This is a genomic window from Ensifer sp. KUDG1 (assembly GCF_050434285.1).
Lineage (GTDB): Bacteria > Pseudomonadota > Alphaproteobacteria > Rhizobiales > Rhizobiaceae > Ensifer.
Map to the genome: position 1 here is coordinate 38,333 of NZ_JBNDIG010000013.1, position 15,187 is coordinate 53,519.

Below are 15,187 nucleotides of genomic sequence, written 5' to 3' on the forward strand. Positions count from 1 at the left end.
CATGCGCGAAACCAACTTCCTCATCGAGAACAACGCCCGCCACCTCTGGCATCCCATGGCGCATCCGGCCGAGATGCAGGCAACGCCGCCGCGCATCATCAATGCCGGCGAAGGCGTCGAGATCGTCGACATCCACGGCAAGAAGGTGCTCGACGCCGTCGGCGGCCTCTGGAACGTCAATCTCGGCTATTCCTGCGAACCGGTGAAGGAAGCGATCCGCCGCCAGCTCGACGACCTGCCCTACTATTCGACCTTCCGCGGCACCACCAACTCGCCGCTGATCGAGCTTTCCTACGAGCTCGCCGAGTGGTTCCGCGAGGATGGCCTCACCCGATCCTTCTTCACCTCGGGCGGTTCGGATTCCGTCGAGACCTGCCTGCGGCTTGCCCGCCAGTACCACAAGCTCAACGGCCAGCCGGAACGCACCAAGTTCGTCGCCCTGAAGAAGGGTTATCACGGCACCCATTTCGGCGGCGCATCGGTCAACGGCAACGCCAATTTCCGTCGCAACTACGAACCGCTCCTGCCCGGCGTCTATCATTTGCCCGCGCCTTATACATACCGCAACCCCTTCGACACGAGCGATGGTGCGGCGATCGCCAAGGGGATCGCCCGGCTGTTCGAAGACGAGATCGCCTTCCAGGGCGCCGACACCATCGCCGCGCTGATCATGGAGCCGGTGCTCGGCGCCGGCGGCGTGATCGTGCCGCACGAGACCTTCATGCCGTTGATGCGCGAGATCTGCGACCGGCACGGCATCCTGCTGATTGCCGACGAAGTGATCACTGCCTTCGGCCGCACCGGCGCCTGGACAGGCTCGCGTCTTTGGGGCGTGAAGCCGGACTTCATGTCGACCGCCAAGGCGATCACCAATGGCTACTATCCCTTCGGCGCAGTCATGATCGCCGACAAGGTCGCGCAAGTGTTCGAAAGCAACAAGACAGCCGCCGGATCGATCGGCCATGGCTACACCTATTCCGGCCACCCGGTGGGTGCCGCGGCAGCACTGGCGACGCTGAAGGAGACACGCAAGCAGAACGTGGCGGAAAATGCCGGAGCGCGCGGTGAGGAACTGATCGCCGGTCTTCAAGCACTCAAGGATCGGCACGAACTGGTTGGCGACGTGCGCGGCAAGGGACTGATGTGTGCGCTCGAGCTGGTTTCCGATCGCGACAAGAAGACCGGTGCCGCCAAGGACGTCGTGCAGAAGGTGCAGGACGTGACCTATGACGCCGGCGTCATGGTGCGGACCTCGGGCGCCAACGTCATCCTCTCGCCGCCGCTGATCATCACTGCGAACGACGTTGCCCGCATTCTGACGGCTCTCGATGCCGGCCTCACCGCCGCGAGAGGATAGGACATGACCGACAATCGGGACCTGATCGCGCGCCGCGAGCGGTTGCTCGGGCGCAACATGTCGCTGTTCTACGAGGAGCCGGTGCATCTGGTGCGTGGCGAAGGCGTCTGGCTCTATGACGCCGACGGCCGCCGTTACCTCGACTGCTACAACAACGTGCCGCATGTCGGTCATTGCCACCCGCGGGTGACCGAGGCGATCGCAAGGCAGGCGTCGATCCTCAACACCCACACCCGCTACCTGCACGAAGGCATTCTCGACTATGTCGAACGGCTGACCGCCACCTTCGACAAAAGCCTCGACACGGCGATCCTCACCTGCACCGGCAGCGAAGCGAACGACGTGGCGCTGCGCATGGCTCAAGCCGTGACCGGCAAGACCGGGGTCATCGCCACCGACCATACCTATCATGGCAACACCTCGGCCGTGTCGCAGCTTTCGACCCGCATGCCGCCGGTCGGCGGTTTCGGCGGCCATGTCCGCCACGTGCCGGCGCCGGACAGCTACCGGCCGCTTGGGCGCGAACCGGGCGCCGCCTTTGCCGCGGCCTTCACCGCAAAGGTCGAGGAGGCGATCGCCTCGCTTGAAGAGAGCCCGCACGGTTTCTCGGCGCTGATCATCGATCCCTTTTTCGCCAATGAAGGCTTTCCAGATCTACCCTCCGGCTTTCTCGAAGGCGTCATCGCCGCCGTCCGGAGAGCTGGCGGCCTCGTCATAGCCGACGAAGTGCAGCCGGGCTTCGGCCGCACCGGCGGCCATATGTGGGGACATCAGAAGGCAGGCATCGTGCCCGATATCGTCACGCTCGGAAAGCCGATGGGCAACGGTCATCCGATCGGTGGCGTGGTGGCGGGTGCCGACACGCTCAACGCCTTCCGCAAGGCGTTTCGCTACTTCAACACCTTTGGCGGCAACCCTGTATCCTGCGCTGCCGCCGTGGCGGTGCTCGACGTCATCGAAGACGAGAAGCTCATCGAGAACGCCACCACGGTGGGTTCTTACGCCAAGGCGGGCCTAACGCGACTTGCGGACAAACACGGGGTGATCGGCGACATCAGGGGCAGCGGCCTGTTCTTCGGCGCCGAACTCGTCACCGACCGCGGGGCCAAAACGCCGGCCAGCGATCTCGCGACCCGAGTAATCAACGGCATGCGCGACCGCGGCATCCTGATGGGCAAGCTCGGCATCCACCAATGCACGACAAAGATCCGGCCACCGATGCCCTTCACGCGCGGCAACGCCGACTTCATGCTTTCGACGCTCGACGACGTGCTTTCGGGTCTGTGAGCCGACGATGGCCGCCGACCTTCCCAAACTCTTTCGTGATGCGCTCGACGATCGGGCGCGTCAGGCGCTCGTCCATTGGGGTGTCGCCGACCAGCAGCCGGAGCTGCTGAAATACCGGGAAAACGCGGTGTTTCGCGTTCGGCTCGCGGATGGCCACCCGGCAGCCCTTCGGCTGCACCGTGCCGGCTATCACGGCGAGGATGCGCTCCGCTCGGAACTGCAATGGATGGCAGCACTCGGCGATGGCGGTCTTGCTGTGCCGCGGCCGATCACGGCAGGGGACGGGCGGTTGCTTGTCGCTCTACCGGAAAATGGAGCGTTTGCCGCGCAGCACGCCGATGTCATCGGCTGGATGGACGGCGAACCATTGGGCGAAAGCGGCAAAGCGCTAGCCCTTCCGCCGGAAAGGCTCAGCCCGATCTTTGCCGCACTCGGCGCATCGATGGCCCGAATGCACGACATTGCCGACCGCTGGGCGCCGCCCGCGGAGTTCTGGCGTCCAGCCTGGGACGCGGACGGCCTGCTTGGCGAGCGACCGCTTTGGGGAAGGTTCTGGGACTGCGACGGCCTGTCTTCGGCGCAGGCGGCCAGGCTTTCGGCCTTGCGCCATGATCTCCGCCGGCACGTGGCAACGCTGCCGACGCCGGCTCAGGATTTTGGGCTGATCCATGCGGATCTTGTTCGGGAAAACGTTCTGGTCGCCGAGAACGCCGTGACCTTTATCGATTTCGATGATGCCGGCCGTGGTTTTCGCCTGTTCGACATCGCCACCGCTCTGTTAAAGAACCGCCGCGAGCCGGCGTACGAGGCGATCCAATCCGCGCTGATCTCAGGCTATCGCATCCGCCGTGCCCTGCCGGACGAAGCGCTCTCCCACCTGCCGCTTTTTCTCGTGCTTCGCAGCCTCACCTATATCGGCTGGTTTGCCGCACGACCGGAATTGCCGGGCGCCCGCGAGCGCGTCCGCCGCTACGCCGACGAGACGCTGATGCTTGCGGAGGAACTGGGTGTTCGATGATCAAGGCGCTGTCGAAGCACTCAGTCGTTGAGGCTGGCGAGTTCGTCCAGCATATCGAGCAGGACTTCGACGCGCTCGTGGCCATAGCGAGCTTCAAGCTGCTCGTAGATCGCGCGGCTTTCCGGGCTGACATCGGCGATCACCCGCATGCCCTCTGGCGCGATCTCCAGAAGCACGCGGCGTCCGTCATCGGCGTCCTTGTGCTTGGTGATCAGGCCACGCTCCTCGAGCGAGCGGATGATGCGCGTCAGGCTCGGCGCCAGGATGAAGGCCTTGTCGGCCATTTCGGAGGCATCGACCCGGCCGGCCTCGGCGAGGATGCGGATCACCCGCCACTGCTGCTCGGTGATATCGTGACGGGCGAGCATCGGGCGGAAATGCGCCATGACCGCTTCGCGCGCTCGCAGCAGCGCGATCGGCAGCGATCGGCGCGTATTGTGCGGCAGAAGGGCGTCGGGACCGAGATCGGTCTTGGTTTTCTCACGGCTCATAAGCGCTCTATCGGACATTTTCCGTCGTTCCGCAATTGTCAGCCACAAGTGCTGAAAGAGAGTTACTTGACACAGTCGCCAATTTCATTAACGTGTTAATTAAATCATGGCGCATCGGGAGGAAAGATGCCGCACCTGACAATCGAATATTCCGGCAATCTCGACACCAAGGTCGACTTTGCCCGGCTTTGCCGGACCGTTCACAGGACGATCCTCAGCACCGGCCTTTTCGAACTCGGCGCCGTCAGGGTGCGCACGATCCGGAGCCTCGACTACGCGATCGCCGATCTTCTGCCCGAGAACGGCTTCATCGACATGTCCTTCCGCATCGGCCGCGGACGCACGGAGGCTGAGAAGAAGGCGACCGGCGAGGCGATCTTCAAGGCCGTGAGCGACGAACTTTCCGAGCTTTTCGCCACGCCGCATTTCGCCCTCAGCCTCGAAATCCGTGAGATCGACCCGGATCTGAGCTGGAAGAAGAACGCCATTCACCCCAGGCTGCGCGCCTCCAAAGGCTGAGCGCGACCGTTTCCCTCAAAAAGACAGCAGTGCGCGGCGAAAGTCTGCGCCAGCATCGGAGAACACCATGTCCAAGCTCGACGAAAACCTCGCCAAGGCGGAACGCTACCTTGCCCGCTTCAAAAGCGAAGGCGTGCTCAACCACATCAACGGCGAGGCAGTCCCTTCGCTCGATGACGAGACCTTCGAGACCATTTCGCCTGTCGATTTGAAGCCGCTGGCAAAGATCGCGCGTGGCAAGGCAGCCGATATCGACCGCGCCGCCAGGGCCGCGAAAGCGGCCTTCGCCGAATGGGCCGCGATGCCGGGCGAGACACGCAAGAAACTCCTGCACAAAATCGCCGACGCGATCGTCGCCCGCGCCGAGGAGATCGCTTTCGTCGAGTGCATGGATACCGGACAGTCGCTGAAGTTCATGGCGAAGGCTGCGCTGCGCGGTGCGGAAAACTTCCGCTTCTTCGCCGACCGGGCGCCGGAGGCACGCGACGGCAAGGTGCTGCGCGGCGGAAACCAGATCAACATGACGACGCGCGTGCCGATCGGCCCGGTCGGCATCATCACCCCCTGGAACACGCCGTTCATGCTGTCGACCTGGAAGATCGCCCCGGCGCTCGCCGCCGGCTGCACGGTCGTCCACAAGCCGGCGGAATTCTCACCGCTGACGGCGCGGCTGCTGGTGGAGATCGCCGAGGAAGCGGGCCTGCCGAAGGGTGTGTGGAACCTCGTCAACGGCTTCGGTGAAGATGCCGGGCGGGCGCTCACCGAACATCCGGATATCAAGGCGATCGGCTTCGTCGGCGAAAGCCGCACCGGCTCGATGATCATGCGGCAGGGTGCCGAGACGCTGAAGCGCGTGCATTTCGAACTTGGCGGCAAGAACCCGGTCATCGTCTTTGCCGATGCCGATCTGGAACGCGCCGCCGACGCCGCCGTCTTCATGATCTATTCGCTGAACGGCGAACGCTGCACCTCGTCTTCGCGGCTCCTCGTCGAAGACAGTATCTACGATCGCTTCACCGCACTGGTTGCCGAAAAAGCCAAGCGCATCAAGGTCGGCCATCCACTCGACCCCGAGACCGTGGTCGGCCCGCTCATCCATCCGGTGCACGAGAAGAAGGTGCTCGATTACATCCGCATCGGCCGCGAAGAAGGGGCGACTGTTGCCGCCGGCGGCGAGAAACTCCAAGGCCCGGGCGGCGGCTGCTACGTGACCCCGACACTTTTTACCGGCGCCAACAACGGCATGCGTATCGCTCAGGAAGAGATCTTCGGGCCGGTGCTGACTGCCATCCCCTTCAAGGATGAGGCGGAGGCACTGTCGCTCGCCAACGACACGCAATATGGCCTGACCGGCTATCTCTGGACCTCGGACGTCACCCGCGCCTTCCGCTTCACCGATCACCTCGAAGCCGGGATGATCTGGGTCAACTCGGAGAATGTGCGCCATCTGCCGACACCCTTCGGCGGCGTCAAGAGTTCGGGTATTGGTCGCGACGGCGGAGACTGGTCGTTCGACTTTTACATGGAAACCAAGAACATCGCCTTTGCCAGCTCGGCGCATGCGATCGCCAAGCTCGGCGGCTGAGCGCGCGCTGGCTACACATCTGGAGGAGACATCAATGCCGTTGCCGAAACCGAACCTTCACCCGCCCTTCAACATCGTGCGGCTGAGCCATGTGGAGCTCGCCGTCACCGATCTCGCCAAATCGCGCGCCTTCTATGTCGACGTGCTCGGCCTGCAGGTCACCGACGAGACGGCGGATACGATTTATCTGCGGGCCATGGAGGAGCGCGGCCACCACTGCATCATCCTCAAGAAGGCGGCATCGGCAGAAGCACGCGACCTCGGCTTCAAGGTTTTTGGTGACGAAGACCTCGAAAAGGCCGCGCATTTCTTCAAGGCCAAGGACCTGCCGGTCGAGTGGATCGAGCGTCCCTACCAGTCGCGCACCTTTCGCACCCGTGATCCCCAGGGCATCCCGCTCGAGTTCTACTCGAAGATGGACCGGCTGCCGCCGATCCACCAGAAGTATGCCCTTTATCGCGGCGTGAAGCCGCTGCGCATCGACCACTTCAACTGCTTCTCGCCCAATGTCGACGAAGCGGTCGCCTTCTACAACGAGATCGGTTTCCGCGTGACCGAGTACACCGCCGACGAGGAGACGGGACGCCTCTGGGCGGCCTGGACCCACCGCAAGGGCGGCGTGCACGACATTGCCTTTACCAACGGTCGCGGGCCGCGCCTGCACCACACCGCCTTCTGGGTGCCGACGCCGCTCAACATCATCGACCTGCTCGACCTGATGTCGACGTCCGGCTGGCTTGCCAACATCGAGCGCGGCCCCGGCCGGCACGGCATCTCCAACGCCTTCTTCCTCTATGTCCGCGATCCGGACGGTCACCGCATCGAGATCTATTGCTCCGACTACCAGACCGTCGATCCCGATCTCGAACCGATCAAGTGGGACCTGAAGGACCCGCAGCGCCAGACGCTCTGGGGCGCGCCGGCACCGAAATCTTGGTTCGAGGAAGGCAGTTCCTTCGCCGGCGCCGAAGCCAGGGACTCGATCCTCAAGGCGCAACCGATCGTCGCGCCCTGACGTTTTGCCAGCAGGCGCGCACCACAAGAGTTGACGGAGGAACAGGGTGGATCAGAAAAGTTTCGGAGAATGGTCGCTGAAGGCAGCGCAATGGGGTGCCGACTACCGCGCGTCGTTGCGCGACCGGCCGGTGCGGGCACAGACGGCACCGGGCGCGATCGCCGCCCAGATCCCGTCGCAGCCGCCGAAGACAGGCGAGGACATGCAGGCGATCTTCGAGGATTTCGAGAAGATCATCCTGCCCGGCATGACCCATTGGCAGCATCCGCGCTTCTTCGCCTATTTCCCGGCGAACGCCGCGCCGGTCTCTGTCGTCGCGGAATATCTGGTCACCGCCATGGCGGCGCAATGCATGCTCTGGCAGACCTCGCCGGCAGCGACCGAGCTTGAGACCAAGGTGCTCGACTGGCTGCGTCAGGCGATCGGGCTGCCTGAAGGCTTTTCCGGCGTAATCCAGGATTCCGCCTCCTCGGCGACGCTCTCTGCCGTGCTTGTCATGCGCGAAAAGGCGCTTGGGTGGCAGGGCAACAGGAAGGGCCTCGCCGGCCAGCCGCAGCTGCGCATCTATTCCTCCGATCAGGTTCATACCTCGATCGACCGGGCGATCTGGGCTTCGGGCATCGGCGAGGAAAACCTCGTGCGTATCCCGGCAAAGGGTCCGCACCGGGCGATGGATTGCCAGGCGCTCGAAGCTGCAATCCTTCGCGACAAGGCGGCGGGCCTCGTGCCGGCGGGCGTAATTGCCTGCACCGGCGGCACGAGCACTGGCGCCTGCGACGACATCGCCGAGGTGGTGCGGGTTGCGCATGCCCACGGCCTCTATGTCCATGTGGACGCCGCCTGGGCCGGTGCCGCGATGATCTGCGAGGAATTTCGCGACCTCTGGGCCGGCGTCGAAAACGCCGACTCCGTCGTCTTCAATCCGCACAAGTGGCTGGGCGCGCAGTTCGACTGCTCGGCGCATTTCATCCGCAGTCCCGGCGATCTGGTGAAAACACTCGCGATCCAGCCGGAATATCTGAAGACCCACGGCCGCGACGGCATCATCAACTATTCCGAATGGACGATCCCGCTCGGGCGACGCTTCCGTGCGCTGAAACTTTGGTTCCTGCTGCGCTTCCACGGCCTCGACGGGCTGCAGACGATGATCCGCAACCATGTGCGCTGGTCGGAACAATTGGCGGAGCGGCTCGGCAGCCACAAGGATTTCGAGATCGTCACGCCGCCGGTGCTGTCGCTGTTTTCGTTCCGGCATCGCAGCCAGGGCGATGCGGACGCCCATAACATCGCGCTGGTCAACGCGATCAACGATGACGGGCGTATCTACCTGACCCAAACCCGCGTCGACGGGCGTGTCGCGATCCGCTTCCAGGCGGGCCAGTTCGACATGACGGAGGAAGATGCCACCACCGCCTTCGAGGTGATCACCGAAGTCGCGGCCGCGCTCAACACACACCAGCAGAACACGGAAGCCGCGCTATGAACCATCCCCGTTTCGTAAGCTTTTCGGCCGGCGGAAAAGCCGGCTACGGTGTCGTTTCCGGCAATGGCATCATCGATCTGTCGAAAAGGCACGGATCGACCTTTCCGACCTTGCGCGAAGTCATCGAAGCCGGTGCCCTCGCCCGGCTTGTGGACGAGGCGGCGGGCCTTACACCCGACCTCTCACTCGACGAGATCCGGTACGAAATCCCTGTGCCGGCACCGGAAAAGATCATCTGCGTCGGCGTCAACTTCCCCGACCGCAACGAAGAGTACAAGGACGGGCAGGCGGCACCTTCCAATCCGTCGCTGTTCATCCGCTTTCCGCGCTCCTTTACCGGTCACGCCCAGCCGCTGATCCGCCCGCCTGAAAGCCCGCAGCTCGACTATGAAGGCGAGATCGTCATCGTCATCGGCAAGGGCGGCCGCCGCATTCCCGAGGCGAGCGCGCTCGACCAAATCGCGGCACTGTCGCTCTCAAACGAAGGCACGATCCGCGACTGGGTTCGCCATGCCAAGTTCAATGTCACCCAGGGCAAGAATTTCGACCGCACGGGATCGATCGGCCCCTGGCTGGTGCCCTTCACCGATGAGGCACAGCTTGCGGATATCAAGCTCGAAACGCGGGTGAACGGCGAGGTGCGCCAACAGGATCGCACCAGCCGGATGATCTTCTCCTTCCGCAAGATCATCAACTACGTCTCGACCTTCACGACGCTGGTTCCCGGCGACGTTATCGTCACCGGCACACCGACCGGTGCCGGTGCCCGTTTCGATCCGCCGATCTGGCTGAAGCCCGGCGACATCGTCGAGGTCGAGGCCGAAGGCATCGGCACGCTCATCAACCCCATTGCCGACGAGGCCTGATCGATGCTCGACAAATCCCAGATCGGGGCCGCAGCTAGCGCCCTCGACACCGCCGAACGCGAGCGCGTCCAGACCGGCCTGCTGTCGCTGCAACATCCTGACATGACCATGGACGACGCCTATGCGGTGCAGGCCGCCTGGGTGAAGCAAAAGATCGCCGCCGGACGCCGGGTGATCGGCTGGAAGATCGGGCTGACCTCCAAGGCGATGCAATATGCGCTGAACATCGACATCCCCGATTCCGGCGTACTGTTCGACGACATGCTGTTTGAGGATGGCGCGCGTATCCCGGGCAGCCGCTTCATCCAGCCACGCATCGAGGCCGAGATCGCCTTCGTGATGAAGGCGCCGCTTGCCGGCCCCAACGTCACCGTCTTCGACGTCTTGAACGCCACCGACTATGTGACGCCGGCACTCGAAATCCTCGATACGCGCATCCTGCGCGTCGATCCCGAAACGAAGAAGGCGCGCACCATCGTCGACACCATTTCGGACAACGCCGCCAATGCCGGCATTGTACTCGGTGGCCGGCAGATGCGGCCGGATGCGATCGACATGCGCTGGATGGGCGCGATCGTCTCGCGCAATGCTGAAGTGGAGGAGACCGGGCTTGGCGCCGGCGTGCTCAACCATCCGGCCCGCGGCATCGCCTGGCTCGCCAATCGGCTGGCGCTTTACGGCGACCGCATCGACACCGGCCAGATCGTGCTTGCCGGTTCCTTCATCCGCCCGGTCGAGGCTCGTCACGGCGACACCATCGTCGCCGACTTCGGTCCGTCGGGCACCGTCAGTTGCTTCTTCGAATAGGACCGACCATGCCCGCTCCGCGCAACCCGTTCAAACAGGCCCTGGCCGAGAAGCGCCCGCAGATCGGGCTCTGGCTGGCGCTCGCCAATCCCTATACCGCCGAGATCTGCGGCGGCGCCGGCTTCGACTGGCTGCTGCTCGACGCCGAACATGCGCCCAACGACGTGCCGCTTCTGGCAGCGCAACTCCAGGCACTTTCGGCCTCGCCAAGCCATGCCATCGTCCGCCCGCCGATCGGCGAGACCTGGATGATCAAGCAGATCCTCGATATCGGCGCACAGACGCTGCTGGTGCCGATGGTTGAAAGCGCCGAGCAGACCCGCGCCCTGGTGCGCGCCGTGCGTTATCCGCCCCACGGCGTGCGCGGTGTGGGTGCTGCCCTTGCGCGGGCGTCCGCCTTCAACCGCATCCCCGACTATCTGCAGACCGCCAATGACGAGATCTGCCTGCTCGTGCAGATCGAAAGCCGGGCCGGCCTTGCCGCGCTCGACGAGATCACGACCACCGAAGGCGTCGACGGCGTGTTCATCGGCCCTGCCGACCTAGCCGCCGACATGGGCTTTCTCGGCAGACCCGGCGCGCCCGAAGTGCAAGAAGCGGTCGAAGCGGCGCTGCTCGCCATCCAGTCGCATGGCAAAGCCGCCGGCATTCTCACCTCCGACCAGGCACTCGCCCGTCGCTACCTCGACCTCGGCGCCACCTTCGTCGCCGTCGGCAACGATGTCGGCCTGCTGGTCGGCGCAACGTCGAAGCTGGCCGCGGAGTTCAAAGGCCGAAGTAGCGATGCCGGAATGACGGGACGATCAAGCGGGACTTACTAAGGCGCTCTCGATGTCGATGCAGGCCGCCTCGTCAACCACCAGACCAGACATGCGAGCCTAGGCCGATGGCCTCGACACACAGCGACTGAATCCGGTTTGAGGAATCGTGACGCGGGAGTATAGCGGTTGCACGCTCACCAGCATTGGATCCCGCTCATGACCGATACCGTTCTCGACCGCTTCCTTCGTTATGTCGTCATCGACACCCAGTCCGACGCCAGGTCGAAGACGCAGCCTTCGACGGAAAAGCAGAAGAACCTCGGCCGTGTGCTCGTCGAGGAATTGCTGGCGATCGGCCTTGCCGACGCCCATCTCGACGAGAACGGCTATGTCTACGCCACTATTCCTTCGAACGTGGACAAGCCGGTGCCGGTCATCTGCTGGTGCTCGCACATGGACACGGCGCCCGACTTCACCGGCACCAACGTCAAGCCGCAGATCGTCAGCAACTATCAGGGCGGCGATATCAGGCTTAAGGGCGATCCGCAGCAGGTGATCCGCGTCGCCGACCACCCGGTTCTCAACGACCAGATCGGCAATGACATCGTCACGACCGACGGCACGACGCTGCTCGGCGCCGACGACAAGGCCGGGCTTGCGGAGATCGTCACAGCCGCTCAAGTGCTCGTCGACAATCCCGATATCAAGCACGGCACGATCAAGCTGCTCTTCACCACCGACGAGGAAATCGGCCGCGGCGTCGACAAGGTCGACTTGAAGAAGCTCGGTGCCGAATTCTGCTATACGGTCGATGGCGAAACGGCGGGTCATATCGAGGACGAGACCTTCTCCGCCGATGGCGTCGAGATCGTCATCCATGGCGTCGCCATCCATCCGGGCTTTGCCAAGGACAAGATGGAGAACGCCATCAAGATCGCCGGCGACATCATTAGCCGGCTCCCGCGTGACGTATCCCCCGAGGGCACCGACGGCCGCAACGGCTTCGTGCATCCGACCGGAGTGACCGGCTCAATGGACAAGGCGCAGCTCGGCCTCATAGTGCGCGACTTCGACGAGGCAGGCCTGGCCACGAAGGAAGCCATGCTCGAAGGCATCGTCAAGGATGTGATGACGGCTTATCCGGGCTCGACCTACAGCTTCGAGGTCAAAGAGCAGTATCGCAACATGAAGGCCATCCTCGACCGTCACCCGGAGATCGTCGAGAATGCCATCGAGGCGATCCGCCGCGCCGGCATGCAGCCAGTGCGCGGCAGCATCCGCGGCGGCACCGACGGCTCTCGTCTGTCCTACATGGGTCTGCCTTCGGCCAACCTCTTTGCCGGCGGCCACGCCTTCCACTCGCCGCTCGAATGGGTCAGCCGCCAGGACATGGATCGTAGCGTCAAGACGCTGGTGGAACTCGCGAAGATCTGGGCCGAGCGCGCCTGACATAGTTTCGGAAAACGGGGCGGCTTGGGTGCAATAGGCGGCCGCTCCTTCTCCAAAGGAGACGACCGATAGACACGGCGCGAAGGAGGGTCAGGCAATGAGTACGGCGCGGGGCTCAAAACGCGCGCCGGCAAAGCCCGCTTCGCTCGCAACCAACCCGCCGACCTTCGAGCACATCGTTACCGGCGTCAACGAGACCTTCCTTTGGCGTCTGGACGATTATCCGTGGGAACGCAACGTCTGGAACTTCCATCCGGAGATCGAAATCCATCTCATCCGCAAGGCCTCGGGCCTTGCCTTCGTCGGTGATCATATCGGCCAGTTCGGTCCGGGTTATCTCACTGTCATCGGCAGCAACCTGCCGCATGACTGGGTGACGGTCACCGAGCCCGGCGAAGTGATCGAGGGGCGCGACATCGTCATCCAGTTTCATCCGGACCGCATGCGCGAGATCACCGACACACTGCCGGAATTTGCAGAACTCGAAGCCTTCTTCGCCCGCGCAGAGCGCGGCTTGGTGTTTCATGGAGAGACGCGGGCGCAAGGCGCGGAGCTGATCGAGCGCATGGGCAATCTGAAAGGGCTTTCGCGCTTCTCGCTGTTCATCCAGCTGCTTAATCTTCTCGTCGACACTGAGGAATACGAGTTGCTCTCCTCGCCGGAATTCGCGCCGGAGCTCGACCAGGAATCGCTCGATGCGCTGCGCCGGGCGCTCGCCTTCATCTACGAGAACATCGCCACCGACATTCATCTTGCGGATCTCGCCCGGCAGGCCGGCATGAGCGAAACGGCCTTTTCCCGCTTCTTCAAGAAGAACACCGGCAACACCTTTACCGACCATGTCAACAAGCTGCGCATCTGGCAGGCCTGCAAGCTGCTGGCCGAAACCGACATGCCGATCACCGACATCTGCTTCGAAGTCGGTTACCTCAACATCTCCAACTTCAACCGCACCTTTCTGCGCCAGCACAAGATGACGCCGTCGGCCTACCGGCGGCTGACAGGCCAGCGTCGTACGTCCCGCTCTTAGGGCGCCACGTTCGGACGCCAACGATGAATCCTTGCATTTTGCTGCGCTGCAAATAGTCCTTTGCGGGCGGAATGGCGCATGAAAGTATAGAATCGCCGCATCGGGCACGCTAGTTCGGCGGAGTGTAAGGTCTATCATCAGGATCAGCGAAACGGTTCGCTATTAGGAGACGCACCGGACCTGAGGAGTATCCGGCGCGCATCGCAGACCTGGGGAGGTCTTTTCACAATGACTAAAGCCAAAACGCTCGTTTCGAGCATCGCCTTTGCATGCCTTTTTTCCACCGGCCTGACGACTCTTGCGGTCGCGGCCGAATGCTCCGGCACGATCAAGGTGCTGGCCCAGCCCCGCGACGGGCTGACGCTGCTTGAGGACTACAAGTCCGAATTCGAGAAGCTATCCGGCGGCGCATCCTTCGAGATCGACTATCTCAACGAAAACGATCGGCGCGCCAAGACCAAGGCCGACGCCTCGACCATCGGCAAATACAACGTCTACTACATCGACGAAGCCAATGTGGCGCTGTTTGCGTCGGCCGGCTGGGTCGCGCCGCTGACGGATTATTATCCGGCGGAATACGACTATGCCGATTTCGATCCGGGCCGGCAGAAGGTTGCGACCTATGACGGCAAGGTCTGGTTTGCGCCGGTCACCGGCGGCGGCGACCTGATGGTCTATCGCAAGGACCTGCTCGAGGCCGCTGGCATTACGCCGCCGAAGACGCTCGACGAATATGTTGCCGCAGTGAAGAAGCTCAATCAGCCCGACCAGGGCATCTACGGCACAGCTCTTCGCGGCCAGCGCGGCTCGGGCGCCAATGTCTGGCGCTGGATGCCATTTTTCAAGGGCTTTGGCGGCAACTGGTTCGACGGCAAGACGCCGGTTTTTGACGGCGAACAGGCGGTCAAGGCGACCGAGACCTATCTCGAACTCTTCAAGTACTCGGCACCGGGCAGCCAGACCGGCGGCTGGGACGAAGCGGTCGGCGCCTTTACCTCCGGCCAGGTGGCGATGCTGATCGAATCCACGCCGCTGGTCGGTATGGCGATCGATCCGAAATCCTCCAAGGTCGCCGGCAAGGTCGGCTACCTGCCGCCTCCGGCACCGCTGACGGGCGGCGGCTACGGCCATGGTCTCGCGATCGGCATGAAGGCCAACAAGGACGAGGCATCCAAGGCCTGCGCCGGTCTGTTCGTAGCTTGGGCGACATCGAAGGAAAACGAGGCCCGGCGGCTCGAAGCTGGACAGTTTAGCGAACTCAATCGCACCAGCATCATGACCAGCCCGAAATTCGCCGAACTCTACGGCCCCGATCTCGGCCAGGCGCTCGCCGATACCGGCAAGGTCACCGCCGTCAACTTCTGGCAGAACCCGCAATGGCCTGATCTTGGCGACCGCTGGGGCATCATCCTCGAGGAGCTGATCACCGGAACGCGCACCGACATCAAGGAAGGCCTCGACGAGCTCGACGGCTTTGCCAAGGACTTGGTTGCCCGCAGCCAGTAACCGTTCCTCCCAG

General features: G+C 63.4%; 14 protein-coding genes. 13 read left to right on the top strand and 1 reads right to left on the bottom strand.

Translation table 11 applies throughout. The features are described from left to right. The first annotated feature begins 1 nt into the window (after position 1). From M2267_RS26755 to M2267_RS26765, 3 genes are read left to right on the top strand one after another with little or no spacing between them, the layout of a single operon-like run. Positions 2-1,357: an aspartate aminotransferase family protein gene (locus M2267_RS26755; RefSeq protein ID WP_429118770.1), complete on the top strand. Its 1,356-nt coding sequence runs from the start codon at positions 2-4 to the stop codon at positions 1,355-1,357. 3 nt (positions 1,358-1,360) lie between these two features. After that, a complete protein-coding gene (locus M2267_RS26760; protein WP_429118772.1) occupies positions 1,361-2,644 on the top strand; it encodes an aspartate aminotransferase family protein in 1,284 nt (427 codons plus the stop codon). A 7-nt stretch (positions 2,645-2,651) separates the two neighbouring features. Further along, on the top strand, positions 2,652-3,662 hold the full coding sequence (locus M2267_RS26765; RefSeq protein WP_429118774.1) for a phosphotransferase enzyme family protein: 1,011 nt from the start codon (positions 2,652-2,654) through the stop codon (positions 3,660-3,662). Between the two features lie 20 nt (positions 3,663-3,682). On the opposite strand, the gene hpaR is transcribed toward M2267_RS26765, so the two are convergent. Continuing rightward, positions 3,683-4,171: a homoprotocatechuate degradation operon regulator HpaR gene (gene hpaR, locus M2267_RS26770; protein WP_429118777.1), complete on the bottom strand. Its 489-nt coding sequence runs from the start codon at positions 4,169-4,171 to the stop codon at positions 3,683-3,685. A gap of 108 nt (positions 4,172-4,279) precedes the next feature. On the opposite strand from hpaR, the gene M2267_RS26775 reads away from it, so the two are divergent. The 10 genes from M2267_RS26775 (at position 4,280) to M2267_RS26820 (ending at position 15,174) form a co-directional block, all read left to right on the top strand. Beyond that, positions 4,280-4,672: a 5-carboxymethyl-2-hydroxymuconate Delta-isomerase gene (locus M2267_RS26775; protein ID WP_429118780.1), complete on the top strand. Its 393-nt coding sequence runs from the start codon at positions 4,280-4,282 to the stop codon at positions 4,670-4,672. Between the two features lie 67 nt (positions 4,673-4,739). Further along, positions 4,740-6,257 (top strand): 5-carboxymethyl-2-hydroxymuconate semialdehyde dehydrogenase, encoded by a 1,518-nt coding sequence (gene hpaE, locus M2267_RS26780; RefSeq protein ID WP_429118782.1) that lies wholly within the window; start codon positions 4,740-4,742, stop codon positions 6,255-6,257. 34 nt (positions 6,258-6,291) lie between these two features. Further along, on the top strand, positions 6,292-7,272 hold the full coding sequence (gene hpaD, locus M2267_RS26785; protein ID WP_429118785.1) for a 3,4-dihydroxyphenylacetate 2,3-dioxygenase: 981 nt from the start codon (positions 6,292-6,294) through the stop codon (positions 7,270-7,272). 46 nt (positions 7,273-7,318) lie between these two features. Beyond that, complete coding sequence (locus tag M2267_RS26790) at positions 7,319-8,755, top strand: pyridoxal phosphate-dependent decarboxylase family protein (RefSeq protein ID WP_429118788.1); 1,437 nt, start codon at positions 7,319-7,321, stop codon at positions 8,753-8,755. Then, positions 8,752-9,621, top strand: a complete 870-nt coding sequence (locus M2267_RS26795; protein ID WP_429118790.1) for a fumarylacetoacetate hydrolase family protein — start codon at positions 8,752-8,754, stop codon at positions 9,619-9,621. Before M2267_RS26790 ends, M2267_RS26795 begins: the two co-directional genes overlap by 4 nt. A 3-nt stretch (positions 9,622-9,624) precedes the next feature. Then, on the top strand, positions 9,625-10,428 hold the full coding sequence (hpaH, locus tag M2267_RS26800) for a 2-oxo-hept-4-ene-1,7-dioate hydratase (protein ID WP_429118793.1): 804 nt from the start codon (positions 9,625-9,627) through the stop codon (positions 10,426-10,428). Between the two features lie 8 nt (positions 10,429-10,436). Then, a complete protein-coding gene (hpaI, locus tag M2267_RS26805) occupies positions 10,437-11,249 on the top strand; it encodes a 4-hydroxy-2-oxoheptanedioate aldolase (RefSeq protein ID WP_429118796.1) in 813 nt (270 codons plus the stop codon). 156 nt (positions 11,250-11,405) lie between these two features. Further along, positions 11,406-12,638, top strand: a complete 1,233-nt coding sequence (gene pepT, locus M2267_RS26810; RefSeq protein ID WP_429118799.1) for a peptidase T — start codon at positions 11,406-11,408, stop codon at positions 12,636-12,638. Between the two features lie 97 nt (positions 12,639-12,735). Further along, a complete protein-coding gene (locus M2267_RS26815; protein ID WP_052201596.1) occupies positions 12,736-13,668 on the top strand; it encodes a helix-turn-helix domain-containing protein in 933 nt (310 codons plus the stop codon). A 228-nt stretch (positions 13,669-13,896) separates the two neighbouring features. Then, positions 13,897-15,174, top strand: coding sequence for an ABC transporter substrate-binding protein (locus tag M2267_RS26820; protein WP_043612246.1), 1,278 nt, complete (start codon positions 13,897-13,899; stop codon positions 15,172-15,174). The last annotated feature ends 13 nt before the right edge of the window (positions 15,175-15,187 follow it).

Bases quoted from the DNA above. Each gene is read 5' to 3' on its own strand.
- M2267_RS26755 (WP_429118770.1), top strand. From the start codon at position 2: ATGCGCGAAACCAACTTCCTCATCGAGAACAACGCCCGCCACCTCTGG.
- M2267_RS26760 (WP_429118772.1), top strand. From the start codon at position 1,361: ATGACCGACAATCGGGACCTGATCGCGCGCCGCGAGCGGTTGCTCGGG.
- M2267_RS26765 (WP_429118774.1), top strand. From the start codon at position 2,652: ATGGCCGCCGACCTTCCCAAACTCTTTCGTGATGCGCTCGACGATCGG.
- hpaR (WP_429118777.1), bottom strand. From the start codon at position 4,171: ATGTCCGATAGAGCGCTTATGAGCCGTGAGAAAACCAAGACCGATCTC.
- M2267_RS26775 (WP_429118780.1), top strand. From the start codon at position 4,280: ATGCCGCACCTGACAATCGAATATTCCGGCAATCTCGACACCAAGGTC.
- hpaE (WP_429118782.1), top strand. From the start codon at position 4,740: ATGTCCAAGCTCGACGAAAACCTCGCCAAGGCGGAACGCTACCTTGCC.
- hpaD (WP_429118785.1), top strand. From the start codon at position 6,292: ATGCCGTTGCCGAAACCGAACCTTCACCCGCCCTTCAACATCGTGCGG.
- M2267_RS26795 (WP_429118790.1), top strand. From the start codon at position 8,752: ATGAACCATCCCCGTTTCGTAAGCTTTTCGGCCGGCGGAAAAGCCGGC.
- hpaH (WP_429118793.1), top strand. From the start codon at position 9,625: ATGCTCGACAAATCCCAGATCGGGGCCGCAGCTAGCGCCCTCGACACC.
- hpaI (WP_429118796.1), top strand. From the start codon at position 10,437: ATGCCCGCTCCGCGCAACCCGTTCAAACAGGCCCTGGCCGAGAAGCGC.
- pepT (WP_429118799.1), top strand. From the start codon at position 11,406: ATGACCGATACCGTTCTCGACCGCTTCCTTCGTTATGTCGTCATCGAC.
- M2267_RS26815 (WP_052201596.1), top strand. From the start codon at position 12,736: ATGAGTACGGCGCGGGGCTCAAAACGCGCGCCGGCAAAGCCCGCTTCG.
- M2267_RS26820 (WP_043612246.1), top strand. From the start codon at position 13,897: ATGACTAAAGCCAAAACGCTCGTTTCGAGCATCGCCTTTGCATGCCTT.